The 24847-nt window shown below is 46.5% G+C and carries 14 protein-coding genes and 1 tRNA gene; 8 read left to right on the top strand and 7 right to left on the bottom strand.

All coding sequences use genetic code 11. The features are described 5' to 3' along the window. Nucleotides 1-27: 27 nt before the first annotated feature. On the bottom strand, nucleotides 28-1161 hold the full coding sequence (locus Q8M98_02730; protein ID MDP3113669.1) for an IS630 family transposase: 1134 nt from the start codon (nucleotides 1159-1161) through the stop codon (nucleotides 28-30). A 260-nt stretch (nucleotides 1162-1421) separates the two neighbouring features. Continuing rightward, entirely contained in the window at nucleotides 1422-5450 is a 4029-nt protein-coding gene (locus tag Q8M98_02725) for a chitobiase/beta-hexosaminidase C-terminal domain-containing protein (protein ID MDP3113668.1), read from the bottom strand. Nucleotides 5451-6048: 598 nt separating this feature from the next. On the opposite strand from Q8M98_02725, the gene Q8M98_02720 reads away from it, so the two are divergent. The 4 genes from Q8M98_02720 (at nucleotide 6049) to Q8M98_02705 (ending at nucleotide 12907) form a co-directional block, all read left to right on the top strand. Continuing rightward, nucleotides 6049-6123, top strand: a tRNA-Asn gene (locus Q8M98_02720). A 113-nt stretch (nucleotides 6124-6236) separates the two neighbouring features. Further along, nucleotides 6237-7871, top strand: a complete 1635-nt coding sequence (locus Q8M98_02715; protein ID MDP3113667.1) for a bifunctional serine/threonine-protein kinase/formylglycine-generating enzyme family protein — start codon at nucleotides 6237-6239, stop codon at nucleotides 7869-7871. A 285-nt stretch (nucleotides 7872-8156) separates the two neighbouring features. After that, the gene (locus tag Q8M98_02710) at nucleotides 8157-8999 is read left to right on the top strand and encodes a hypothetical protein (protein MDP3113666.1); all 843 of its coding nucleotides are present in this window, start codon (nucleotides 8157-8159) and stop codon (nucleotides 8997-8999) included. A gap of 1010 nt (nucleotides 9000-10009) precedes the next feature. After that, nucleotides 10010-12907 carry a glutamate mutase L gene (locus Q8M98_02705; GenBank protein MDP3113665.1) on the top strand — a complete coding sequence of 966 codons (2898 nt, stop codon included), beginning with the start codon at nucleotides 10010-10012 and terminating at the stop codon, nucleotides 12905-12907. 56 nt (nucleotides 12908-12963) lie between these two features. On the opposite strand, the gene Q8M98_02700 is transcribed toward Q8M98_02705, so the two are convergent. After that, nucleotides 12964-14262, bottom strand: a complete 1299-nt coding sequence (locus tag Q8M98_02700; GenBank protein MDP3113664.1) for a nucleotide sugar dehydrogenase — start codon at nucleotides 14260-14262, stop codon at nucleotides 12964-12966. A 257-nt stretch (nucleotides 14263-14519) separates the two neighbouring features. Here Q8M98_02700 and Q8M98_02695 point away from each other — a divergent pair, with 257 nt between their 5' ends. Then, complete coding sequence (locus Q8M98_02695) at nucleotides 14520-15614, top strand: hypothetical protein (protein MDP3113663.1); 1095 nt, start codon at nucleotides 14520-14522, stop codon at nucleotides 15612-15614. After that, nucleotides 15614-16567, top strand: a complete 954-nt coding sequence (locus Q8M98_02690) for a polysaccharide deacetylase family protein (protein MDP3113662.1) — start codon at nucleotides 15614-15616, stop codon at nucleotides 16565-16567. Before Q8M98_02695 ends, Q8M98_02690 begins: the two co-directional genes overlap by 1 nt. Nucleotides 16568-16772: 205 nt before the next feature. On the opposite strand, the gene Q8M98_02685 is transcribed toward Q8M98_02690, so the two are convergent. Further along, a complete protein-coding gene (locus Q8M98_02685) occupies nucleotides 16773-17408 on the bottom strand; it encodes a transposase (protein ID MDP3113661.1) in 636 nt (211 codons plus the stop codon). 1304 nt (nucleotides 17409-18712) lie between these two features. On the opposite strand from Q8M98_02685, the gene Q8M98_02680 reads away from it, so the two are divergent. After that, entirely contained in the window at nucleotides 18713-19699 is a 987-nt protein-coding gene (locus tag Q8M98_02680; protein MDP3113660.1) for a CsgG/HfaB family protein, read from the top strand. Nucleotides 19700-19782: 83 nt separating this feature from the next. Further along, on the top strand, nucleotides 19783-21111 hold the full coding sequence (locus tag Q8M98_02675) for an LPP20 family lipoprotein (protein ID MDP3113659.1): 1329 nt from the start codon (nucleotides 19783-19785) through the stop codon (nucleotides 21109-21111). Between the two features lie 124 nt (nucleotides 21112-21235). Here Q8M98_02675 and Q8M98_02670 read toward each other — a convergent pair whose 3' ends face one another. The 3 genes from Q8M98_02670 to Q8M98_02660 are packed head-to-tail and all read right to left on the bottom strand — an operon-like array spanning nucleotide 21236 to nucleotide 24505. Continuing rightward, nucleotides 21236-21670: a class I tRNA ligase family protein gene (locus tag Q8M98_02670; GenBank protein ID MDP3113658.1), complete on the bottom strand. Its 435-nt coding sequence runs from the start codon at nucleotides 21668-21670 to the stop codon at nucleotides 21236-21238. Further along, nucleotides 21628-21957: a hypothetical protein gene (locus Q8M98_02665; protein MDP3113657.1), complete on the bottom strand. Its 330-nt coding sequence runs from the start codon at nucleotides 21955-21957 to the stop codon at nucleotides 21628-21630. The genes Q8M98_02670 and Q8M98_02665 overlap by 43 nt, the downstream gene beginning before the upstream one ends. Before the next feature lie 55 nt (nucleotides 21958-22012). Further along, complete coding sequence (locus Q8M98_02660) at nucleotides 22013-24505, bottom strand: M20/M25/M40 family metallo-hydrolase (protein MDP3113656.1); 2493 nt, start codon at nucleotides 24503-24505, stop codon at nucleotides 22013-22015. Nucleotides 24506-24847: the final 342 nt, after the last annotated feature.

Raw genomic sequence — 24847 nt, 5'->3', positions numbered from 1 at the left:
CTAGTAGAGCGTCCCATAATTAACGTTCTATAATTGAACTTCATTCATTTTATACTTCCATCTAAACACGACCGGTGTTTTATTGATTTCATCCAACCCTTGGTAGATGCGTTCGACCAGTTCTTGCTTTGATCCAACTCTTATATGTCTAAGAAATGAACGGGATATCTTGCTAAAGAACATTTCAATCATATTCAGCCAAGATCCATGCTTGGGGGTAAAGACAAACTCGAACCTACTTGGCTTTGTCTGTAAGAACTTCTGGGTTTCTTTGGATAGATGCGAAGAGTGATTGTCCAGAATCAGCTTGATCGACCAGTCCGGGGGATAGCTTGAATCAATTAGGCTTAGAAACTCAATGAACTCTAAGCTTCTATGCCTGTCTCTGATCACAGAATATACATGTCCCGTATGAAGGTCAATGCCAGCAAGCAATGATACTGTCCCCAACCTTTTATATTCATAATCTCTTCCTATGTTTGGATAAACCCCTGGTACGGGTGATAGCTGTGCTGCAATGTTCTTAATGGCTTGAATTCCTGGTTTCTCATCAAAGCTAATTGTCGTTTGTTTGCGTTCAACATCTGGCTCTGCATTTATCATCTCGACCTCTTTATACACGCAAAGAACATTTGCCATCTTGATCGCGAACTCAGGATCACGTTTCTCTAAGTAATAAGAAACTTTGTGGGGATGCAGGTTAGCTTGATCAAGTATTCTCGTTAGACCACCCTTACCCATTTTCATTAAACAACTATGCCCATTAGCTTCAGCATGCTGTAAGATATGCTTAACCAACATGCTAAATGTCCATACTTCGGCAGCATATCCCAATTCCTTCGGGGCTGTACATGCTAAATTTATTACCCATGCCTTAGCGTCATCAGTTATTAATGGCTTGCGCCCTGATCTGGGAAGATCATTCAGGGCGTCCATAATTCCATAGTTAAATGCTTTATCAATACAGCGCTCTACTAATGGTCGAGTTGTATTCATATCTCTTGCTATGTCCGATATTCTCCTGCCGTCTATGTACGACAACAATATCCTTGCTCTGAAAACGCTAGCATGCTTTTGAGTTCGCCTGTTAGCTATTTTCTCTAACTCTGCTTTAACAGTGGCATCAACTACCAAAGGTAATCTCTTTCTTCTCGGGTCCATGTGTATCTCCTCTTGATAAGTATTCTCAAGAGATAAGATAATCCGAAACCAAGACTATGCAACATTAAATATGGGACGCTCTACTAGGATAAGCTATCTCTCGCTTCCAGATTATAAAAGCTGAAAACTAAATAATTGAGAAAGGAGCAACTCTGTCGTGATCCGTGATTTGGCTGGATCGGCATCCTGCTCAACAAGAAAAAAAACAAGCCCGGGAATCATCTTCCCGGGCTTGATGATTTTGGTGTTTATGGCTATTATTATTGCACGGCGATCACGCGGAAGAATTTCATTTCGGTCGCAGGTGCGGCATACTGAGTTTGGGAGATCGTCGCTACGGTGACGAAGCCGCTGTAGGGGGAATTGGACGCTTGAATGATGTAGGAAGTCGCGCCCACAACCGCATTCCAGGTGACGGAGATCAAACCGGCACTCTGATTGATGGTTAGAACGGGGCTTGGCAAGCCTCCGGATGTCGCTTCAAAATCCGCCAGGAAACGCGGGGAGACCTGCATCGTGGTACCAAACTGACCCACAATGCAGACCAGATTCACAGGATTAACCGGAATGGGCGTTCCGCTGTAGTTTGTGGCAGGGAAGGTGCGCAGCACCAAGGTTGCAGTGGGATCGGTGGCATCGATGTTCTCGGCAATGGTGCCGAAGTTGACGTTGGTGGCATCGATACTCACGTTCAGGACTTTGATCAGTTTTGACTGATCGGCGGAAGTGAGACTGGCAAGGGTGCGCCCTTCGGGAACGATAACGTTGTTCACTGAAGTGGCAGCGCCGGTATTGAGGGTTGGAACGAACTGCAGCAGGTTGCTATAGGTGGTCAGCGTTCCGGTGATACCGGTGATGCCGTCGTAGAGGTTATAGTTTGTGGTGATGATTCCACCCACGTCGTCGATCAGGATCGCTGCGGTGGCGTCCTGCACGAACTTTTGATTGCGGGTGGTCTGTTTGAACGTGAGAACCGCTTCACCGGTGAGACGATAGACGTTTGTGCCGGTGGGTTGGGCTCTGAGCTGGGCAATGGTGCTCACGAATATGGGGAAGGAGTAGGTGGCGGCACCAATGCTGCTGGGAAGAAAACCGTCCGCGTAGGCGATCGCCTTGATCGTGGTGGTGGTATTCACAGCGACTGGATTGGTGTAGATGGTTCCCAGGGTTGGGCTGGGATCGCTGCCATCGGTGGTGTATCTGATCGTGGCGTTTGGCGTGGTGGTGCTGATCGTCACGTTGATAGGAGCATAATAGGTGCCCGGGGCGGGAGCGAAAGTGGGCGTCGCGGCATAGCTTCCACCGGGATTGAAGGTGTGCCAGCCCAGATAGGTCAAGGTATCAACGGGATAACTCGTCCATTCGGAGAAAGTGAAATCTACCCTGGGAGCGGTGACGTTGGGATACCGAACGAGAGTCACATCTATGCCCCAGTTTTCCACCTGGTTCACGATGCCGATCACGTCGATCTGGACTCCATTATGATAGAGTGCTACGCAGTCATTACCATTGAAAGTCATCGCGCCGGAGGTAGTTGCGAGATCGACGTATGGTTCCCCGAGTAGGGATCCCGTGGCGGCGGAATAGACGATCACATAGACGTCGTTGTTTGCAAGAGTTCCAGTAAGGAGGAGTTCACTACCGAAAAGACCTGCTCCGTTGACCTGTTTCTTGATCGAAAAGTTGGCAAGGTTCACTGCTGCGCCGGTGCCGTTGAAGATCTCCACTGCCTTGCGGTTTGAACCGCCTTCGACGTATTCGCTGAAGAAGAGATTGGTGGCAGCTCCGCCGGAAGTGGCTGTTCCGCTTACGTTTATCGCTACCGAAGTGGCGCCGTCGCTGGCATGGGTGATCGTTGCTGAATAGACACCGATACTTGCGGCATTCATGCGGACGTCGATGTTTCCATTGAAGTTGAAGGGCAGGATCAAGCCCGTCTGCCAGTTGTTTTGTCCGCCGACGCTGATCTGGAAGGGGCTTGCTGTGGTGAGGATGATGTCGCCGTATAGATTCGTTCCGCTGAGAGCATAGGTTTGGGTGGCGCTTGGCGTGCCGGCTATGGCTGTGAAGGGTTGCAGGTTTTGCGTAACGTTGATTATGCCTTCAGGAGGAAATACTTCGCCTTCGACATGCAGGTTGACAGCAACGGCTGATCCACTGGTGTGGACGATCGCGCCTCCATAAAAACCTGCCGGTAGCGTGCCGAGACGCACATATACGGTTCCATTGAAGCTGGAACTGACGGAAAGGGTGTTTGTCCAGGGACCCTGATTATTGGTAGCGACTTCAAATCCATCCGGTGCGTCGATGAAGATATTGGAAGTGAGGTCATCGCCGTGGAGATTGTAGAATTGAGCGTCGGAAGGCACTCCCGCAACGGCGAGGAAGGGTCCGAAATCGCCGGTGGCATGTATGACGGGATTGAGTTGCTGGGATTGCCAGTGAATGTTCCAGTCATTGGATACGCGGATGCCGTCGATCTTGGCGATCGGAGTAGTCGTTCCCTGACGGATGGCGACTGAGCCGATATTGCCGATATCTACACCCGTCACATCGGACGCAGTGAGTTGGGGAGCGGGTTCGGCTCCGCTGAAATTGGGATTTATCCACAAATAAACTTGGTCGTTGGCGGGTTCGGCAACGATCACATATTTGATCAAAACGAGAACAGTGGTGTTCATGGGATACAGATAATCCGTCCAAACGGCTGATGTGGCTGTTCCGGCTTTGGTGATTCCAAAACGGAGGTTGTTCGATGCGTCTTTCTGCACAAAGAATCTTCCCTTGAAATCTGTACTGATCGTGGCAGGCGACATGTGGAAGACATAATCTCCCGCGGTAGCGTTGGCTTCACTGGCATTGAAGAGGAAGGAAGCGTAGAAACTGCCGCTGGTTTGGGCGGTAAAGCTCCTGTGAACGTCTTCCGCACTGCCTGCTAACACGGTCTGTGCACATAGTCCCCCCTGGGAAGGATAGCTTGGAAAGGTGAGACCGACGTTTCCAACGATCACTGGGCTCGAGCCGCCGCTGCTGTGTGCTGTCCAACCGTTTGCGGTTAGAAGCGTTGCCGCGGTATAATCAAAATTCTCTTCAAACAATACCTGTGCCGTCACCGGTGGGTTAACTGTTCCGCTTACGGCTTTGTTCACCTGAGTGGCGCCGGTGCTGGTGTGAGTAATGTCTCCGCTGAAGCTGCCCGCTGTAGTTCCCGCAAGGCGGACGTAGATCAGTCCGTTGAATGTGGGAAGAACCGAACCGCTGGAGGCATAGGTGGTGCCACCGTTCGTAGAGATTTGAAATCCTGTGGGAGGGGTGATGATAATATCGGCGGTCAGAAATTCGCCATAAAGTGTGTAGCTTTGTGCCACTGATGGAGTTCCTACCAGAGTGCTGAAAGCGTTCAGGATTCCGGTGGCATAAATCATCGGGGCTGGATTGGTCACGGTGCCGGTCACTGCTTTGTCCACTTGTGCGGCGCCGGTGCTGGTGTGCACAATGTTTCCGCTAAAATTACCCGCAGTTGTTCCGATCAAACGGACATAGATAGGACCATTGAAACTTGTGGCAAGCGAAAGCGACTCTGAATAGGTGCTTCCGTTTGAGGATATCTCGTATCCGGGGGGGGCGTTGACAACGATATTTGCCGTCAGAGCGCTGCCGCTGAGGTTGTAAGTTTGAGCGGCGGAAGGGGTTCCCGTGAAGGTGCTGAAAGCATTCAGGGTTCCGGATGCAATGATGGTCGGAGTGGGAACACCCGTAAAATCGGTCAAATTAATGTTGTCAATGTTCAATCTCCGATTGATTACGCCGGTTTCCGTTGCTCTCTTGATCCGAATTCTGACGTTGCCGGTCACGTTCACGATTTCCGAAAAGGTCTGGATATCAGTTGTTGCGGGAGCAGTGAATGCTGCGCCGATCGGAGCCCATGAGGTACCATCATCTGTGCTGTATTCTGCTTGCCAGTCAACCTGGGCATCGGTTGCATACCTTCTGTAGCTAAAGGTTAAAGTACCCAAACCATTTGCTTTGTTAGCCAGCATAGACATACTTGATATGCCATATCCTCTCAATCTGGCAGTCCGGATTCCACCGAGTAATTCAGCAGTTTCGGTACCGATCAGAGTTTCACCCAAATTCCAGTCCAATCCGCTAAGATTAACTGTTCCGGAAGCATAAGCAGTCTTTACTTCTCCGGTACCATCGAAGTTTACAAGATAATCCGCGTGTAGGCTTGCCACGAATCCCATTGCAAAAATAAGGGTTAAAGCGATAAGTAGTTTTTTAAGCATCTGTTTCTCCTTGCTTAGTCTGTTTCATTTACTTTTCTTTGGCGTGCCGGGTCTCGGTCGGCACCCCGATTGTACTTACGTTTACTTTTTAGTTCGCGAGCAAAGAAAGCAAATTGCTTCCTCGCTCATTTATGCAAAAAACAGTGTAATCTATGTCTAACTGTATCATCTGGGGACAAAACCCCATTTTGTTTCACTTTTATACTACCCGCAAATACGTCAATGAAATTTTTCTTCACTTTTAGATTTCATCACTATCGGCTGATATGACAATATAATGAGAAACTTCTTTGTGAAAAGCGATAACTTCAAACAGGAGATTCTATTGCCGGATATCCTTGCGTTGGAATGGCAGAGAGCGCATATTTGTCATGCGCGATTACACTCTCACGGCTTCGCCGTTTTTCTGCTACGAAACCGACGGAAGTTCTGAAGCCGGCGAAGCCGAAAGCTACTCATTGAGAAGGACGGTCTATGCAACACTCAATGCATTGAATGATAGACATCTATGCACAATTCACGGGTATCTTTTCCGACACAATTCCATAAAAGTATTGACAAAAAATGACCCTGAAAAAAAATTGCCCAACTAATGCGTTCCTGAATAGCTCAGCGGTAGAGCGGGTGGCTGTTAACCACTAGGTCGGGGGTTCGAATCCCTCTTCAGGAGCCATTTTTTTGCCTCCGATTTTCAGCATTCCATCCAGTATGTGCGGTTTGATAAATTCCTTGACATTTGATTGAGTTATTAAAACCATGTTCCAACGTTAGCATGGAGAGGAGTGGATGGAATTTAAAATAGGAGCTATCCTGCGTGATTATCATATATTTAGCTTGCTTGGCGAAGGCGGCATGGGAGAAGTGTATCTGGCAGAGGAAAGACTGCTTGATAGGAAAGTGGCGATCAAACGCCTGAATCCCACGCTGACCAGTGATCCGCAGTTTTCCGAACGTTTCGTCAATGAATCGCGCATTCAGGCAAAGCTGCAACATCATAATATCGTTAGCCTATACAATTTCTTCGTGGAGGATGGTGTCTATTACATGGTGATGGAATACGCCCCGGGTAATATGCTGAAGGATGTGATCGCCGAGACCGGTCCCATCCCGGAACAGCGTAGCCTCCATATCTTCAAACAAATCATCAGCGCACTGGGCTATGCTCATGCCAAGCAGATCATCCACCGTGATATCAAACCCTCGAACATCATGCTGGATGCCAATGATGATGTGAAGGTGATGGATTTCGGCATTGCCCGCCTGATGAGTGATAAACATCTCACCCGCACCGGCGCCAAACTGGGAACCCTTTTTTATATGAGCCCGGAGCAAGTCAAAGCCACGAAAGACATAGACCACCGCACCGATATCTATTCCTCCGGCATTGTGCTCTACGAAATGCTGACCGGTAAACTGCCCTATAGCGCTGATACCGACAGCGATTTTGATGTGATGCTGGAGATAGTTAACAAGGACTTGCCCGATCCCCGGAAAATTTACCAATTTATTGGCGAGATAACAGTTGCAATCATCAGAAAAGCCACCCAAAAACAACGCGAAGCCCGCTACCCGGATTGTCATGATCTTTTCGATGCTTGTGACAAAGTAGATGGCAAAAACCATCCGCCGCCAAGAGCTGAGAATACAATAAGCACCCCCAACCAGATGCAAACTCAAACTAAGAATATGATTTATGTGGAAGGCGGAACCTTCAATATGGGCGCAACTGATGTGGAGAGCAATGAACGACCGGTGCATCAGGTGACGCTTGCGTCATTCTACATCGGCAAACATGAAGTGACGCAGAAGGAATGGCTTGCTGTGATGGGTTCCAATCCTTCCTATTTCAAAGGTGAAAATCTGCCTGTGGCGCAAGTGAGATGGTTTGACGCCATAGATTACTGCAACAAGCGCAGTATCAATGAAGGTCTAACTGCGTGCTACAGTGTCGATGGTAGCAATAAACCGAACGACTGGCGCAGAGGAACCATAGTCTGTGACTGGAATGCCAATGGATACAGGTTGCCCACGGAAGCCGAATGGGAGTATGCCGCACGAGGCGGAAACAAAAGCAAAGGCTACGAATATGCTGGCTCAAACGATATCGGCAGCGTAGCTTGGTATGGAGGCAACTCGGGCGGCAAAACACATCCTGTGGGATCCAAAGCACCCAACGAACTTGGCATTTATGATATGAGTGGCAACGTGTGGGAATGGTGCTGGGACTGGTATGCCGGGGATTACTATGCCAAGAGTCCGGCTTCTGATCCAAGAGGAGCAGGTTCAGTCGAATATCGTGTGCTGCGTGGCGGTTCTTGGTACTACGGTGAGTACAACTGTCGGGTTGCTAACCGCAACAACAGCAATCCCGACAACGGGTACCACAACAAGGGCTTGCGGGCGCTCAGGGCTATCCATTAAATGGACTTTGGCTCTTTGGACTTTGGTCTTTGGCAGCATCCCAGCATGTAGCGCAGCATTCCGATGCTGCGAATTCACCCTCCCCCGCATGAATGGAATCATGCGCTACCCGACACGTAGCGCAGCATTCCGATGCTGCGAAGTTTTTACCCCGCATGATCGGAATCATGCGCAACACGACTCATAGCGCAGATGCCTTTATGATGCTCATCCATCAGTTAACTTCCAGGCTATGTATAAGGTGCAGCGTATCAAAGCCAAAACAAAAGAAATTACAGGAGAACCATGATTAGTAGAATTAAGATTTTCAGCAAAGCGCTCAAACACATTACTTCGGGATTATTGTTTCTGGTGGGCGCTGTCTTTTTTTGCATTGCATGCAATTTGACTGAAAAAAAGGATAAGAATGAAACAAACCCACCTCTTGCTGGCACTAAACCTCTGTTTGAATTCACAGACCGAATAGTAAATGTATCCGGTATAGCCAAAACCACCGGTGAATTTTCTATTTATATCAGTTATCCTGTTTTCTCCAGTGACAGCGTTGATGTGACAAAATTGATTGAGCATGTAATGAAACAAATCGGTGATCGCGATGCAGGCGATTTTGATTATTTACTTACAAAAGAAAACAAATATGATGTTCAAGCTTTTGCTGATGGCATACTGGATTCATGGGTAACGTTTGAAGAACCGGCATTTATAGGCAGCATTTATGATAGTTTATTTATCAAAGTTGTCCTCAATACAGACCTTATAACTTTGTATAAACGCCACAAAGGTTTTTGGGGTGGCGCTCATGGTGATGAATCTATTGAGTACACTATGTTCGACCGGGATTTCCATATTATTAAATCTTATGATATCATCCTTCCCAATCGCAGAGACAGATTCAAGAAACTTCTTGAAAAAGAGTTTAACAGGCAGTTGAAAGATGATTTGAGAAAAGGCTATCCTGACAAATCCAATCCTGTGTTTTTTGTCTTGGTGCCAGACGGTATGATTGTCCAGTATATGGGCGAATGCTATGCTGACGGTAACCCCTTGATGCTGATAAAACCTGAGAAATTCATGGATTTTATCAAACCTCAGTATAGAAAGATATACACTCAAAACGCAAGGAAATAGTATGGAATTGGACATAGGCACAGTTTTAGGCGATTTTACCATTATTAAACACACTGGCTCAGGCGGGATGAGCGAGGTTTATTTAGTGCAGGATAACCTGGACCGCCAATTTGCCATGAAGACCCTGTCAGCCACCATAACGCGTGATCCCTCTTTCCGGGAGCGCTTGACGCCAAGTACTCGGGATCGTATTATCTTCGCACCAGCCATATAGATCTCAGCAGCGATAAGATATGGTCTATGTATATGATGTTGAATACGGTTGAACGCGCTTTCAGAACCCTCAAATCTGAGCTTCACTTTAGACCCGTTTACCAACAAAAAGATTCGCGGGAGAGAGCTTCATCTCTTTGGCGCTGTCCTGGCATATCATCTGGTCAACGCAATCCAAGGCCGGCTACATGAACAGGAGATAAACATATCATGGACTATGCTGCGCAACCATCAGTTGATCCTAAGCACAATGCAAACCGGAAAAGGCGCTACTATCACAATAGTGGACAGCGCTGTAGCGGAAGATAATCACATACAAATCTATAATGCACTGAATTTGAGCCGGAATCCAATCAAAAGAATAGTCAGAAAACACAAACACGTGTTTGCCCATGAATCAGCTAAGTGCATGCTGGACAAGTGTATAACTTTTAGAATGGTAAAGTTGGGTTAAAGAAAACATGAGTATTTGGGTTGAGCAGACTCGTCGCAGAATGCAATGTGTTTGGGTACACCCGTCTTGTAGTGATTTGCAAAAAGCGTGACCTAAATTTGCAAAAACAGTGATCCAAATTCCCCAGTTTACCCCATTTGCAATTTTCAGTGAGCCAATTTGCAAATTCAAGTGACTCCTTTTACTTATTCTCCAAGTGCTCTGGTAAAGCAGCGTAGAATGGTGATGGTTTTTGAACAGTCTCTTCCATCCCGAGCGCGGAAGCGGCACAAATCATCTTGACACTTTGTAGCGGCTTGGTAATCTTGCATTATTCGCTATCAATCTGATCAAAGGAGTGCTTATGAGATCGACGATGCCTTTTCTGGTGCTGAGTGACATCGGCAGCACCACCACCAAAGCCATTTTATTGGACACCCGGGGCACAATCCCGAAACTGATCGGGCTCAGCCATGCCGCCACAACGGTGGAGTATCCTCTTTCGGACGTGCGCTATGGCATCATCGAAGCGTTAAAAAATCTCGAACAACAAACCGGCAACAAATTGCTGCGCGATGGAGTTTTGGCTCCCGAACTTGCTTTTGCAGAAGACGTTTCCTATCTGACCACGAGCAGCGCGGGCGGAGGTTTGCAGATTTTGGTGATCGGGCTAACGTTGTTTGATTCCGCCAGCAGTGCCAAGCGCGCCGCATACGGTGCCGGCGGAGTGATCCTGGATACCTTTGCAGTTGACGATAAACGTCAGGCAATGGAACAGATGCTCGCCATGCGCAACCTGCATCCGGACATGATTTTGCTCTGCGGAGGAACGGATGGAGGAGCAGTATCTGGAGTGCTGCGTTTGGCGGAGATTGTTCGCATCGCCGCTCCGGAACCCAAATTCGATGCCGCCGGAAAGATTCCAGCCATCTATGCCGGCAACCGGGATGCAGCTTCTTTGATCGAGAAACTGATCAGCCAGGATTTTGATCTGCATATTCTGCCAAATCTCCGTCCCGACATGGAAATGGAAAACCTCGAACCGACACAGGACAAGATACAGCAACTTTTCATGGAAAACGTGATGGAACACGCGCCCGGCTATACAAATCTGCTTCCTTTGGTAGCATCGCAGATCATTCCCACTCCGGTGGGTGTGCAAAATGCTCTTTCGCTCGCGGCGGGAAAGGAAAAGCTCAATATCTTTGCCTTCGACATTGGCGGGGCGACCACAGACGTCTTTTCTTACATCAACACCCATATTCAGCGAACCGTGAGCGCCAACCTCGGTATGAGCTACAGCGCCTTGAACGTGCTGAAGGAATGCGGCGCTGAGAATCTGATGAGATGGCTGCCCAATGACATAGACGAATCGGACTTGCGCAACTATATCGCCAACAAGACGATCAATCCGACCTCCAATCCCCGCACGAGCAATGAATACCGCATCGAGCACGCCCTGGCACGAGAAGCGTTAGCCATGGCACTTGTCCAACACCGGCAGATGCATTACAACACCGGCAAGCTCGGCTATATGGACAAACTCAAGAATGCCGAGTATGATAAATATGAGATGATCTTCGAATATATGCGGGAAGAGAGAAAGTACGTGTTTTCTCATAGCGGCGTCGATGTGTTGATGGGAGCCGGAGGCATCTTTGCCCACGCGCAGAACCATGCTCAATGCGCGCTGATCCTGATCGATTCCTTTCGCCCCAAAGGCATCACGGAAATCTGGATCGACCGCCGGTTCATCTCTCCTCATCTGGGAGTGTTGAGCGAGGTCGATCCCACTGCTGCAAGCCATCTGATGGCAAGAGATTGCATCGAAAAACTGGCACTGCATATTGCTCCGGTATTTTCTCCCAAACAAAAAAAAGCGGTGATGCGGATATCAATATCGGAAACGGGGAAATGCACAAAGCTGGAGGTCAAGGCAGATGAATTTCACTATTTCCACGCCGGCGAGAAATCCATCCAGATCGAGCTGCTGAATCAGGCGTCCATCGGCAAAACGGAAAAACGAACCGGCTTTTCCACTTTTCTGCCACTCATTATCGATACGAGACTCGATCCCTCAAAACGGAGAAACGAAGCAGAGACAAAGCTGAAAGCTTATGAAACGGACGGCATAGAAGCAATGGAAAGCCCTCTTTCTTTGATCAAACCTGTGCTGAAAGACGAAGAATGGATCAGGCGCGTCAAGCTGCCCTATAAAGGTGAGATCAACGTTTCCGTGGGCGATAAAGTGTCCCCGGATGACGTCGTTGCGGTCAATCGCTTCAATCCCCCGCGGCTCTATATCTTAGACGCGATTCTGCAATATCGGCTCGAGTCGTTTGACATCCGGCGTTCCGTGATCAAGCAAGTGGGAGATTCCCTTGATTTTGACGAAGTTTATGCCATTATCCCTGATGATGTCAAGCTGTCTTTGCACATGAGACATTCCCGCAAATTGCATTGTCCGGTGCGTGGGAAGATCGAGTTTCTGGATGAAAGCACCGGTATTATGGTGCTATCCGAGATCCAGGATTATTCTGGCAAACCAATGAATATCGATCTGGCGGAAAAACTGATGCTGGAACCCAGGCGCGCGGCACGCTATGCAGTAAAAAACATCGGCGACTTCGTCTATCGCAACGATGTGCTTGCCAAGCGGGTAGAACGTTCAAGCAGCTCTACCATGCCCGCTTTCGTGCGCGCTCCGATCACGGGAACGATCACGAAGTTGGATCGCGCAACCGGGCAAATGACCATCCAATACCTGCATAAACCACTGGAATTTCAAGCTCATGTAAGCGGAACAGTGCTATCGGCAAAACCCGGAGAGGAACTCAGCATCTCCTATTCAGGCAAGCGTTTGGAAGGAAAGATCGGCTTTGGAAAAGTGTGCCATGGTTCCCTGAAATTGATCCGAACCTCCGAGGAACTATGCGTTGCCGATATCCGGGACAAGATTCTTGCTTTGTCATTTAGCCCGGATTCCCGGCATCTTGCTGATATTGCCAAAGCCGGTGGCAGAGGAGTGATATGCTCCATGATCCAAGCCTCGCAGCTTGTCCGATTCCTATCTTTCGAACCGGGAGTGATCAACACCGGCTTTGAAAGCATCCCTTTGAGCATCATGCTCTTGGAAGGCTTCGGGGATCAACCAATGCCCCAGACGTGGATCGACATATTCAGCGGCTTCCAAAGCTGCTTTCTCGATCCTCACACCCGTATCCGGGCAGGAGTAGTGAGACCCTTTATCTGCTTTTATTGAAAAAAGGCTGCCAGATACTGACAGCCTGATTATCTCTTCCTGAGTGCAAGTATGGATCACATCAGTTCGATATTATCCGCTTTGATGTTCTTGAAGGCGTTTCTGGTATCGAGGATCGCCACTCCGGAATCGGCTATCTTTTGATAATCGACATTGGAGTGATCCGTAATCACGATGATCAGGTCATATTTCTTCAAGTTGCCCAAAGATACCGTCTGATACATCTTATCGTTCTTTTCGTGATGAAATTCCGGAACATAGGGATCGTGAATCTCAAAATCCGCTTTGTAGCCTTCCAGATGGGTGATCACGCCTTCGATGGGTGATTCCCGCATATCCTGAATATCGCGCTTGTAGGCGGCGCCCAAAAGCAGAATCTTTGCTCTGGAAATGGCGACGCCTTGTTTGTTCAGAATGCGGATGGAGCGCTGGACGACAAATTCCGGCATGGCGATATTGATCTCTCCCGCGAGCTCGATCAGGCGGGTGTGAAAATCGTATTCCCTGGCTTTCCAGGTCAGATAGAAGGGATCGATGGGAATGCAATGTCCACCGACACCCGGTCCCGGATAAAATGCCATAAAGCCATAGGGTTTGGTCTTGGCGGCATCGACCACTTCCCAGATGCTGATCCCCATGCGATCACAGAGCACGGCCATTTCGTTGGCAAGGGCGATGTTGATGTTGCGGAAAGTGTTTTCATAAATCTTTTCCATTTCTGCCACTTCGGGAGAAGAAACCAAGTGCACGGACGCGTCCAGGATGCTTTCATAGAAAAGCCCGGCGATTTCGTTGCATTTGGGAGTCATGCCACCGATCACCTTTGGCGTGTTGTGAGTCTTGTAGGTTTCGTTGCCCGGATCGACTCGCTCGGGCGAAAAAGCGACAAACACGTCTTTGCCGACCACAAATCCGGCTTTTTCAAGCTCAGGAACGATGATCTCACGTGTGGTTCCGGGATAAGTGGTGCTTTCCAAGACGACCAAAGTATCCTTGTTCAGATGCGCCGCCATGGACTTTGTGCTGCCTTCGATGTAGGTGGTGTCCGGTTGATGATAGAGATCCAACGGAGTCGGAACGGCGATGAGAACGATGTTCACTTCCTTCATTCTGCTATAATCCGCTGTCGCGAAAAGCTTCCCGGCATTGACGACGTCGATCAGATCCTGATCCGTCACGTCTCCGATATAGTTCTTACCGGCATTGACGTGCTCGATCGCATATTGGCTGACTTCAAAGCCGATGACTTCAAACCCTTTTTTGGCAACCGTGACCGCCATTGGCAAACCCACGTAGCCCAAACCGACCACTCCGATCTTCACGCTTTTGTCCTTGATGGCTTGTAATAATGGCATTTTTCCTCCACTAATTTATTTTTTTAATACTCAATTTTAGGTGCGTCTTAAGGTGATTGTAAAGCGTCGGAATGGCATCGTTTCCACCTCAGGTAAAAAACGAACCGTCTCAGACGAAACCCAAACCAGCGATCCCCTCTCTGGTGTCAATGCTTTTTTGCAATTGTGCCCGGGAGAGCGTCAACAAATGCTGTTTTTTTCGCTTGACATTTTGTCCAAGTTAGTTTCCTGTGCAAGGAAAACTTTCCGGTGGTATCGTGTTTGAAAACTTGAAGATCGAAACATACACTTTGCGCGAGCTCAGGCAGCTCTATGATGACAGCCGGTTTTGGCTGTCCAAAGAGCTTCCCTTCACGCGTCCGCGCTTGCAGCAATATATAGCCAATCCATTCGCGGAGGAAGGTGATCCGCTTTGGTTGATGATGCGTGAAGGCAGCGAGATTTGTGCTTATCTGGGCTTGATTCCAGATCGGGTACGCGTTGGTGACGCTTGGGCGAAAGTGTTTTGGCTCACAAGTTGGTGGGCGACGCCAAGATACAGGGGTAAGCATCTGGCAGAGCGGCTCACTGATATGGGCACCGCGAGCCATCCAAACATCGCCATCAATTCCGGATCGCCTTGGACGATTAAAAAACTGTTGGCAAGCGGCAAATACCAGGTTTATATGCTCAGACCGCGAACCTATTGGTTTCTGAATATCAATCGCAGCGCTCTCAGGGAATTCAGACCAAATTTCAGGCTTCCGGGATTGATCTATCAACCCCTGCACGGATCGCTTTCCTGCTTGCAGAATATGCGTCTGCGAGGACGACGCAAGCCTGCAAACGCTGCTGATCTCACTGTGGAATATGGCAATTGTATGGATTCTGAATGTCTGGAATTCATCAATAGGCACACACGCAAAGACTTTAGCATCAAGACCCCCGAATCCTTATCCTGGCGGATGCAAAACGCCATTAACCACCCCCGTCTGGAAGGAGTTTCAGCTCGTAATCTCAGCTATTTTGGCAATGTCGGAGCAGCGGTGATGAGCTATCCACTCAAGCTTTTCAAAGGGGAAAAGCTGATCGCGGTGCTGCATCTGTTGGTGACCGACGGCATCCTTCGCCTGCCATACATGTATTTGGACTCAAACTTCGAAGGAGATTTTGCCGCCTTCATCATGCAGTTGTGTATGACGAACCAAATCGACGTCATCTATAGCCAAAATCCACACTTCAAAAGCATCATGGATGCCAATCGTCTTCCCTATCTATTTTGCAAATCATACCCGATGGAAATGCTTATCAGCAAAGCGCTTTGGGATGTGGAGAAAGATCTGAACCTTCAGGACGGAGACGGCGCTTTCTGATGGAAGCGGGGCACTTGAGAATGTGGCGAAACTCTCACCGGGTACTCTATTATCATCAGATCGGAGACAAGCGTAGCACTGTCTGTGCCGGAGGCATCAGTCAAAGACAGTTTGAAGCGCAGATCAGGTTTCTCTCCAAAGCCGGATTCCGGTTCGTGTCCCTTTCCGAGGCTATTCAGGACACATGTGGGAAAAAGCCCACAATCAGCATTACCACGGATGATGGTCTGTCGTGCAACCATGAATTCATCTTTCCCATCCTGAAAAAGTACCGCGTTCCGCTCACGATGTTTCTGATCGGAAAGTGCATCGACAACCGGGCAATGGCTTGGAATCATAAGCTATTGGCTATTCGCACGGCAAATTCTCCGCAACTGATCGAGCAACGCCTGTTTGATCTGAAAGACGATTTTAAGCTCCCCGAAGAGACCGATCTGGGCAAGCGTTTGTTTGGCGTTGAAATGGAGGAAAAAGACGCCTTCACGGATGTTTTATGGAAAGCTCTGATGCAGGTATCTCAGGAGGAGTTTCTGGCTCAAAACAAGCCATTTCTCACCTTGGAACAAGTGAAAGAGCTTTGCACCGCAGGGACGGAAATCGGCTCCCACAGCTTTTCGCATCCAGACTTTTCCCGCTTGAGTTTTGGACAGATGAAGCTGGAACTGGATCAAACCGATGAAGTATTTCGATCCCTGGCGATTCCGATGCAGCGTTTGTTCTCCTTTCCCTATGGCAGGCTCTGCAAATTGAACGAGATGCATAGACTCGCCAAAGATGCCAATCTCGGCATGTGCTGCGGCGGGCGGTTCAAAAGCAGCGACAATCAACCCGGGAATCTCCTCTGGCAAAGGCAGAAGATGGAACTCAGCCCCTTTTCCGCATTCGGGGAATTGCTGGTAAAACCTCCGTTGCGCTATCTTAAAGACCGGTACCAACCGGAACGTGATAGATGACCTGAAACACGGTTTAGTGCTGCTCAATTGGTTTTCTGTGGTATAACATGCTCACTCTCATCGGTCTCGTGTGGGGGGACAAGGAAAAGTGGGTTTTTGGGGTAGTTTTGGACAAGGAAAACTGGAAACTTGGATGTATTTGGTGTATAGGGTAGTTAGGGGTTTGGGGTTTGGACAAGGAAAACTGGACAGATTTGTAAAGTGTTTAATGTGAGGTAGTTACGGGTTTGGGAATTGAGGGAGTTATGGGCTTGTATAAGAGGTAGGTTAGGGAGATAGTAAAGGGTGAGATAGTAGAGGGTGAGATAGTAGGCATTGTCAGATATATCTTACCGCATGTCCAATCTTCGGAGTATCCTTGTAGTATAGCTCCGATCAACCTATTGCAACTATTCTCATCAGGGAAAATGCGAATACACTTTTCTCTGCGCCTGAGTTCCTCATTCAGCCGTTCAAGTGAGTTGGTGCATTTAATCTTTGTCCAATGCGCCGGGGGAAATTCCAGATAAACCGTTATCTCGAGGTAAGTGCTATCCAGCCATTCGCTTAGCCTATCCCTTCCTTTGGTTTCAACTACCTTTATCAGCTCTTTCCAGGCTAATTCAAAGGATTCCTTTGTGCCTGAACACACTACATCTTTCAATAAGGGCATCAACCACACAAGGTCAGCTTTTGATACTTTAGACTGAGCGTTTCGCATCCAGTGGATTATACAACGCTGTCTTTGCTGTCCCGGGAAACATTCTTCAATGGATTTAATCAGTCCATCGTGCTCATCGCTTATCCAAAGCTCGCTACGCTCCAAGTATAAACCCTCACTTAAAACTTCAAATTTGATCATCAAAACTTCAAATGTCCAAGTGGCATCGTCAATGGATTTGATACCCGAATGCAGCAAGTAAAGAGTATAATGCTCAGTAGGATACGAACACTGTGAGTATTTTACAATCGATTTAAGGGAAATGTCCAAGTGGGTTAAAAATGTATGAATTTGAAGTTTGTAATGATAAAAAATGCTGAAATTATAGCAGAGTGTCTATGTCCAAGTGCTATCTTAGTAAATGTGTATCTGGTTAGCATTCAGTTTATTAAGCAATTTGTCCAAGTGGTGAAAGTTTGAAGTTTCTAGTGACGGTTTATAGCTGACGCAGTGAGAGCTAAAGCAGTGAGAGCTAAAGCAGTGAAAGTTGTTTCTCAACTTCTCAACCTATAGACCTATGTGAGTCAGGAGTCGTTTGCACCTTTCACGATTGCTAAAGGAGTAGCTATTTTGAGTGGAGCAAAGGACTCGTGCGTGCGCAAAGTGTTCCTCTATCATAGGATTAGATAGTATCCGCATCTTCGCCACGAGTCCTTAGTGCCGCTAAAGATAAATCTCACTTCAAAGCCGGTATAGGCACTAACGACTCCTGACTTAAATGGGTGAAGGCTCTGCCAACTCAGTTTCGCCCACTTTTTTCCACAATTGAACACCAAGATTACATAAACACGAAGTAAAACTTGAACAGTCTCCAAAAACAGGCGGATCTGAGGTTTGATATTTATCTTGACAGAATTACACAGATTATTAAGAGTGCGCATTGAATGTCTTAAGGCTGCAGATTAATTGTGGCAAAGACCAGTGGGACATGATCTTAAAATATATGGCTAAAATTGTTTGAAGGATAAGTTATGCTCAGAAACTTGAAATATCTGAAAATTGCTGAAGTAGTGAACGGCATGGGAACTGTAGTGTCCTTACTATCTAAGTTAGCTGTTTATTCTGCATCTTCTTGTTATACAGTGTCTTGCCCCCCCCCCCCCCGATCATTTTGTAGATAAGCGTCCCGTTTTATACAAGCCCAGAGCAAGCTGTTTATACCCCAGACCTAACGCTACACATTTAACAGCCTCACCAATTTCACACTTTTATCATCAACAATTACCGATGCGCACAATTGCATGTATAAACCAACTGAGAACTAATATCGCAACCGTTAGCACTCGTGTTATTATTAAGCAACATCGCACTAAATCCATAAACAAGGGAATCAAAGCGATAGCAATTTCTGCTCCAAAATGTGTGATAAATATCGTTAAACAAACACTTCTAACAAATTAACTTTAGATATACCAGCTCACAAAAATAACTATATGGAGGTTACCATGAGATTGGTAAAGTGGATCGCAGTAGTAACAGTTCTGTTAATTGTGGTTGCTTGTGCAACAACAGCAGTTAAGATGACGGTAAAAAGGCCGGCAGAAGTAAACATGAAGAACTTCAAGAAGATTGCATTAGGTGATTTAACCGGTGGTGAAGGAGATCATGCAAATGACCTAATGGACATGTTTACAACAAAGTTGGTAAATTCCAGTTATTTTGAGGCAGTTGTGGATAGACAAAACCTTAAGGGGATATTGTCAGAACACAAGCTCAGCAATTCAGGGCTTATCGATGAAAACAGCTCTGCTCAATTGGGTCAATTTCTTGGAGCTGCCGCATTGGTGTTTGGCAGGGTCTCCACCGATAATTACAAAGAAACGGTTACCTTTGAAGATGTAGTAAGAGAAAACTATGAGACTAAGCAAAAATACAATGTCCGAGTTTACACAAGAACAGGAACTTACACGTTAGGTGTTAATGTCAGAATAAGTGATGTTCAAACTGCTAAAATAATCGGCGTAAAAGAACTAATGTCTGCAAGGTACAGCACAAAAAAGGCTGATAATAAGCAACCTGCGGCGATTGATGTAAACAGCTTATATACGGCTGCTACCAATGACATTAGCAATCAGTTTATGAAACTGGTTGTCCCCTACGATGTTATGGTAGAAGCTAAATTTGAAACAGATGCGAAAAATCTACCAGAGTTGGGTTTAGCGATTAAGCAAGTTCAAATTGGAGAAACAAACGAAGCTTTGATTATGTTTACTGATGCTACTAAAAAACCCGCCTTACTCCCCAAAATCCAAGCCAAGGCTTTTTACAATCTTGGTTTGTTGCAAATGTATGTAGGTCAATGTGATGATAGTATTCTCAATCTAAAAGAAGCCTATAAGCTCAATCCCAGCAGTAAGAAATATGCTGCAGCAATAACTACGGCAAAACAAGAAAAAACTGCTGCTGACAAGCTTAAGCAGCAAACAGATTAGCTGGAAATGAGGTCATCCGGAAACATCCGGGTGACCTCAGGTTTTTTATGATAATTAAATATCTTACAACCCTGTTTTTTATAATGACCGCACCTATCTTTGCTTCGGTTAAACCGCCTTTATGGATTACCCAACACCCCAATGAAAGTGGTTATTACATAGGCATAGGACGCAGCATCATTGCAGGTAACAAAGACTATCAGAACCAGGCTAAGAACGCCGCATATAATGATATAGCGACCCAAATCGAGGTTTACGTAAAAGGCGAATCTGAGAGCAAATTTACAGAGGACACAGGTGTAGTAAGGGATTATTCGATGACCAGAACCCAGACTTCAACTGATGTAAAAATTGAGAATATAGAATTAGTTGACTCATGGAGCAATAAGAAAGAGTATTGGGTTTATTACCGGTTATCAAAAGCGGAATATCAGAGGATTAGGAGCGAAAGGATTGAATCTGCTTTGAATATTGGCAGAGGATTTTATGAGCAAAGCCTTGAAAATCTTGAGAAGAGCTTGTATGTTGTTGCCATACAGAATCTCTATCTGGCCTTTAATGCAATCAGCCCTTACATCGGTGAAACTTTGAAAGTTGCTTCATGGGGTAAGGAAATAAATTTAGATCAAAAGATTATTCAAATGATTAATGAACTACAGAATAATGTTCTGATAGAATTTGCTTCAAGTGCTGTAAATTGTAAGAAAGGTAAGGATATTGACATATCCATTCCCTTGTTAGTAAGCATGTTAATGAACAATAATAAAGTACCAATAAGTGGTATCCCGATTAGCTTTATCCAAATTGGTGGATTGGGGAAAGTAACTAATTATGCAGTAACAGACGCTGCGGGTAAGATAGATTTTAAAATTAGTAAAATGTATCTCAGATCTCAAGATGATTGCATTGAAGCCAGTATAAACATGGATTCCTTGCTAACATCTATCAAGTCAAGAGTTGCAAGAATTTATTATCCTGACTTCAAACCGGCTAAAGGCATCTTGAGAATATACTGTCAACCGTTAAAAGTAAAAATATCTGAGCTGAATACAGACTTACAGAATAGGCTAATCAACAAGGCTACCTTGAGTTCCTTTATTGAAAAATCACTTGTAGATATCGGAATACAAACAGTTGATAATGATTCTGCCGATTTGTTTATCACAATTAACAGTTCTTGCTACAAAGGAAAACAAATCAGCGGAATGGAAGCGGTAACAGTTCTGGTAGAAGTTGACCTTAGCATAACTGATTCGCTTACCGGCACTGAATACTACCGGGAAAAAATGGTAAATCAAAAGGGTGTGGCCTCAAATTACGAAGAGGCGCAAAGAAGAGCTTTTCAGAATATTGGTCTTCTGTTACAGACACAAGTGATTCCACAGAGGATTGCAGCATTGTTTAACAACTGATAGAATGCAATGGTCTGGGGTGGAAATACTATTAGTGCTGCTAAGCCCCTGTTGGTTTATACATTATCAGAATTAAGTCTGGCAGTAATGCGAAAAACCTGAAAGTAATCAAGCTCTAATCTATCTACCCTGCGGCAATGGACACCATTTTACCCGGGACAACGATGATCTTCTTTATGTTCATACCTTCCAGGCTGCGTTGCACATTCTCCACTGCCAAGGCTAGGGCTTTAATGGTATCGGCATCTGTATCGGCTGCTACTTCCAGTTTGCCACGGATTTTACCATTGATCTGCACAACGTAGGTAATGCTATTGCGGATCAGATGCTGCGGATCGTAAACCGGCAAACCGCTTTCGTGCAGCAACTTATTCTGCTGCAAAACCTGCCACAGCTCTTCGGCAATATGCGGTGCAAAGAGATAGAGCATTTTGGGCAAAGAGGAGCAAGCGAAGGCATACGCGGCTTGTTCTGCAGGATTCAGCTTCTCCGGCTCCCTGATCTTGATGATGGCATTCAGCAGTTCCATCGCTGAAGCGATGGCAGTGTTGTATTGCATCCGTTAGTAAAGTGTCTTCCATCAATAATTGTCGAGTCAATGTAGGCGGGATTATTGGTAAGCACTTCCAAGCTGAACAGACTGATGTTGTTAGTCTGGATATAAACATTTTCATAATACCTACCTGGATATACCAGCACAGTATCACCCGGTGAGGATACATTGATCGCCGCTTGTATAGATGTATACTGACCTGTGCCATCGATATCAACAATGCGGGTGAGAGCTTCAAGGGCGGATAAAAGCGATATTATGAGCATCAACAATGCCAGTTTTCTTAGTCTCATGATTGCTTCTTTAAAGACAGGGAAGGGAATAACTCCCTCCCCTGATTCTTCACAACTATTTTAACATCAACATTTTACGAACCATTGTTCTACTAGAGGTTCTTAGTTTGTAGAAATAAACACCGCTTGAACAAGCATTGCCGGAGTTATCGGTTCCATTCCAAGATATTGTATGATTACCCTTATCAGCATTTCCACGAAATAGCGTCTTGACCAACTGCCCCTTCAAGTTGTAGATGTCTAAGGATATTGGTCCCGGTTCATTTAATGAATACTTGATGGTGGTAACGGTATTAAACGGATTGGGATAATTTGGCAGTATAGAAAATCCGAATATTGGCGGTACCTGGTCTTCCGGAACTTCCGTGGACTCGTTGAAAAGAGTCCCAAATACATAATCCATCAAAGCTTCCGAAGCTGGTACCTGCATGTTGTAGAGAGGAAAGCTGACGCAAACCGTTTGCCCTGCTCCATAATAGTGATGCACTCCTACACTGCTTCCATTCAAGATACCCTGACCACTGCTGGAACTGTAATCCGAAGCATATATGAAAATACTCTCTTCAGGATTCACAGGCTCTAAGCCCTCAACACAAAAGATGTGCCCTTGCCAGCTTGCCAAAGTTTTGAGGTTATCCACCTGAAGAGAAAGATAGTTTTCTTGGCTGGGAATTGCGTATTTGAAACGAGCTCCCACGCTGTAATATACCCCTCCGATCCCCAGTACTTCATTCATGAAGCTATCAGATGGAAACAATGCGGGATAGCCCGCATTCAGCTCAAAGGCTTTGCTGGGAAAATAGACGCTGAAAAACACTTTGCCGCCCCAAAAGACATATTGCCTCAAGACATCTTTTAGATGATAGGGATAAGTAAAATCTGAATTGTCGTTTCCATGCCATAAAATTGATGAATAAATGCCGATATCCGCCAACCTAAGAGTACCGCTATACTCTTCCAGATCCAAATGCTGGACATGCGCATAGCCTTCCAGAAGTGCGGCATAAAAATCATCCACAGCCAGATCTGTTGGTTGAAAAGGAGATGAGCCTCCAAAGTTCTTGCTCTCGTCGATCACGTAAATACCTCTATCGAGCGAAACCATGCGGCTGGTAACAGCTTCAGAGAGGGGGCTTTGCTGATTTTGGGTATCAATTGCGCTTACGCTGTAGTAATAATACTCCAGATTGCTGCTCACCTCCGTATCGGTGAAGGAGGTTTGAGGAGCGGGAACAGTGCCGATCATTGCTAAGGTTTCATCCGGACCCAGCGCTCGGTAAATGTTGTAACTTGCCAGATCCAATTCTGTGTTTAGATCCCAGGTGATTGTGATAGCTCCGGAAGTAGGAAAATCCTTCAAATTTTGCGGAGTTAAGGGCACCGAAAGTGGTGTCCCATCAGCAAAAGCGCGGATGCTGGAATATCCTGCTGAGTTCACCGCTGCGACTGCGATATGGTAATATTGTCCTTCAATTAGTCCAGTGATGAGGCATTGTGTTTCATTTACATTTTGCCAGAAGGTCATGGCGTTTATATCGGCACCACAATATACGGCGTAATGGCTCACTTCAGGATCGGGAGAGCTGCCCCATTGCGCCAGCAGGGAGTTTCCGGTGCCAGTGTCAAACACGCTTACTTCCCCCACTGCAATAGGCTGATTGGCGAATACAGCAGTCGTTGCTGTGGCAGCGCTCATGATCTGGTGGGCATATTGAAAGTCCAGATTGCCGATCACATCTTCGCCGGAGTGCCAATAGGGGCTGAGGTGGCGCTCTATAAACATAACAGAGGGGTAACCTGCATTATTGAACATAATGCCGTCACCTCCCAGATTCATCGGGCCTTCCACCGGTTGCAGGCTTGTATATGGCTCGGAGAATGCGATAGCCTCCTTGCAATGTAGGGGCGAACCCGTGAAAGGAACCACGCGGAATTCGTTGGTGACCGGCTGATTGGAGGCGATCATATCCAGATTCACACTAATCCGGATGTCATGGTTTTCGCTGAGCGCGTAATCGCAATATTCCTCAGAACCCCATCCATTACCCTCTTCCGCGCTGAAAGCTATGAAGCGGATCGTGCAGCGGGGCTGATACACCATGAGCTTCATCACTCTGGCCATCTCCAGCAAGCCGGCAGTTCCGCTGGCATTGTCATCCGCTCCGGGAGCCCATGTATAGTTGCTGCTGTTTAAAGACTGGGAATCATAGTGTGCGCTCACAATGACGTATCGCCCAGGATGCAGGTAGCCCGGAATCGTGGCGATCACGTTGTACTGAGTGGTGCCCAGATGCTGGTATTCCTGCATGTAAGTATTTGAAATGCCATAGCTTTGAAGCTGGTTGCCGATCCAGGTGGCTATCTGCAATTGGTTGCCTGCCAACGCGTGACGGGTCTGATAGTTTTGCAGATGCTGGACGTGAGCCGCCAGAGTATCGGCATTGATTAGGGATATCAGATTCAATATCTCCGGTATTGGCTCGTAATATTGCGCAACTAAGATGCTAATTGCGAAAATACAAGCAAATAGAAAATAGAACTTTTTCATAGTTACTCCAGTTCGTAGTTTTATAAGAACGTTAGTCTATCTGTAGGTTATCCAATCTATCAAACACTGGTTTCGTATCAAGATAAAATAAGGGCAGAGAATCTTGCATGAAATGCAAGTACAAATATGACATTCATCAATATAACCAATATTTACACGTTTAGTTGAGTCCCAAATGTTGGTGTAGATTCCAACTCATTCTTTCTCATTTTCTTTGAAGACCTGTTAGCAAGTCTTCGCCTCACACAATATATACTTTATGCCGATTGCTACAGTCACAATCACCTGATTCCACATTAATTCAAATCCCGATCTTTCGTCAAGAACTTTCTTTCCCATATT

The sequence above is a fragment of the Candidatus Cloacimonadaceae bacterium genome, from assembly GCA_030693415.1.
Lineage (GTDB): Bacteria > Cloacimonadota > Cloacimonadia > Cloacimonadales > Cloacimonadaceae > JAUYAR01.
This window is presented reverse-complemented; position numbering and strand designations above follow the sequence as displayed.

What these genes read in the sequence shown, in the direction of transcription:
- Q8M98_02700 (MDP3113664.1), bottom strand. Translation starts at nt 14,262, where the DNA reads ATGCCATTATTACAAGCCATCAAGGACAAAAGCGTGAAGATCGGAGTG.
- Q8M98_02730 (MDP3113669.1), bottom strand. Translation starts at nt 1,161, where the DNA reads ATGGACCCGAGAAGAAAGAGATTACCTTTGGTAGTTGATGCCACTGTT.
- Q8M98_02675 (MDP3113659.1), top strand. Translation starts at nt 19,783, where the DNA reads ATGACCGCACCTATCTTTGCTTCGGTTAAACCGCCTTTATGGATTACC.
- Q8M98_02715 (MDP3113667.1), top strand. Translation starts at nt 6,237, where the DNA reads ATGGAATTTAAAATAGGAGCTATCCTGCGTGATTATCATATATTTAGC.
- Q8M98_02710 (MDP3113666.1), top strand. Translation starts at nt 8,157, where the DNA reads ATGATTAGTAGAATTAAGATTTTCAGCAAAGCGCTCAAACACATTACT.
- Q8M98_02660 (MDP3113656.1), bottom strand. Translation starts at nt 24,505, where the DNA reads ATGAAAAAGTTCTATTTTCTATTTGCTTGTATTTTCGCAATTAGCATC.
- Q8M98_02665 (MDP3113657.1), bottom strand. Translation starts at nt 21,957, where the DNA reads ATGAGACTAAGAAAACTGGCATTGTTGATGCTCATAATATCGCTTTTA.
- Q8M98_02690 (MDP3113662.1), top strand. Translation starts at nt 15,614, where the DNA reads ATGGAAGCGGGGCACTTGAGAATGTGGCGAAACTCTCACCGGGTACTC.
- Q8M98_02670 (MDP3113658.1), bottom strand. Translation starts at nt 21,670, where the DNA reads ATGCAATACAACACTGCCATCGCTTCAGCGATGGAACTGCTGAATGCC.
- Q8M98_02705 (MDP3113665.1), top strand. Translation starts at nt 10,010, where the DNA reads ATGAGATCGACGATGCCTTTTCTGGTGCTGAGTGACATCGGCAGCACC.
- Q8M98_02680 (MDP3113660.1), top strand. Translation starts at nt 18,713, where the DNA reads ATGAGATTGGTAAAGTGGATCGCAGTAGTAACAGTTCTGTTAATTGTG.
- Q8M98_02725 (MDP3113668.1), bottom strand. Translation starts at nt 5,450, where the DNA reads ATGCTTAAAAAACTACTTATCGCTTTAACCCTTATTTTTGCAATGGGA.
- Q8M98_02685 (MDP3113661.1), bottom strand. Translation starts at nt 17,408, where the DNA reads ATGATCAAATTTGAAGTTTTAAGTGAGGGTTTATACTTGGAGCGTAGC.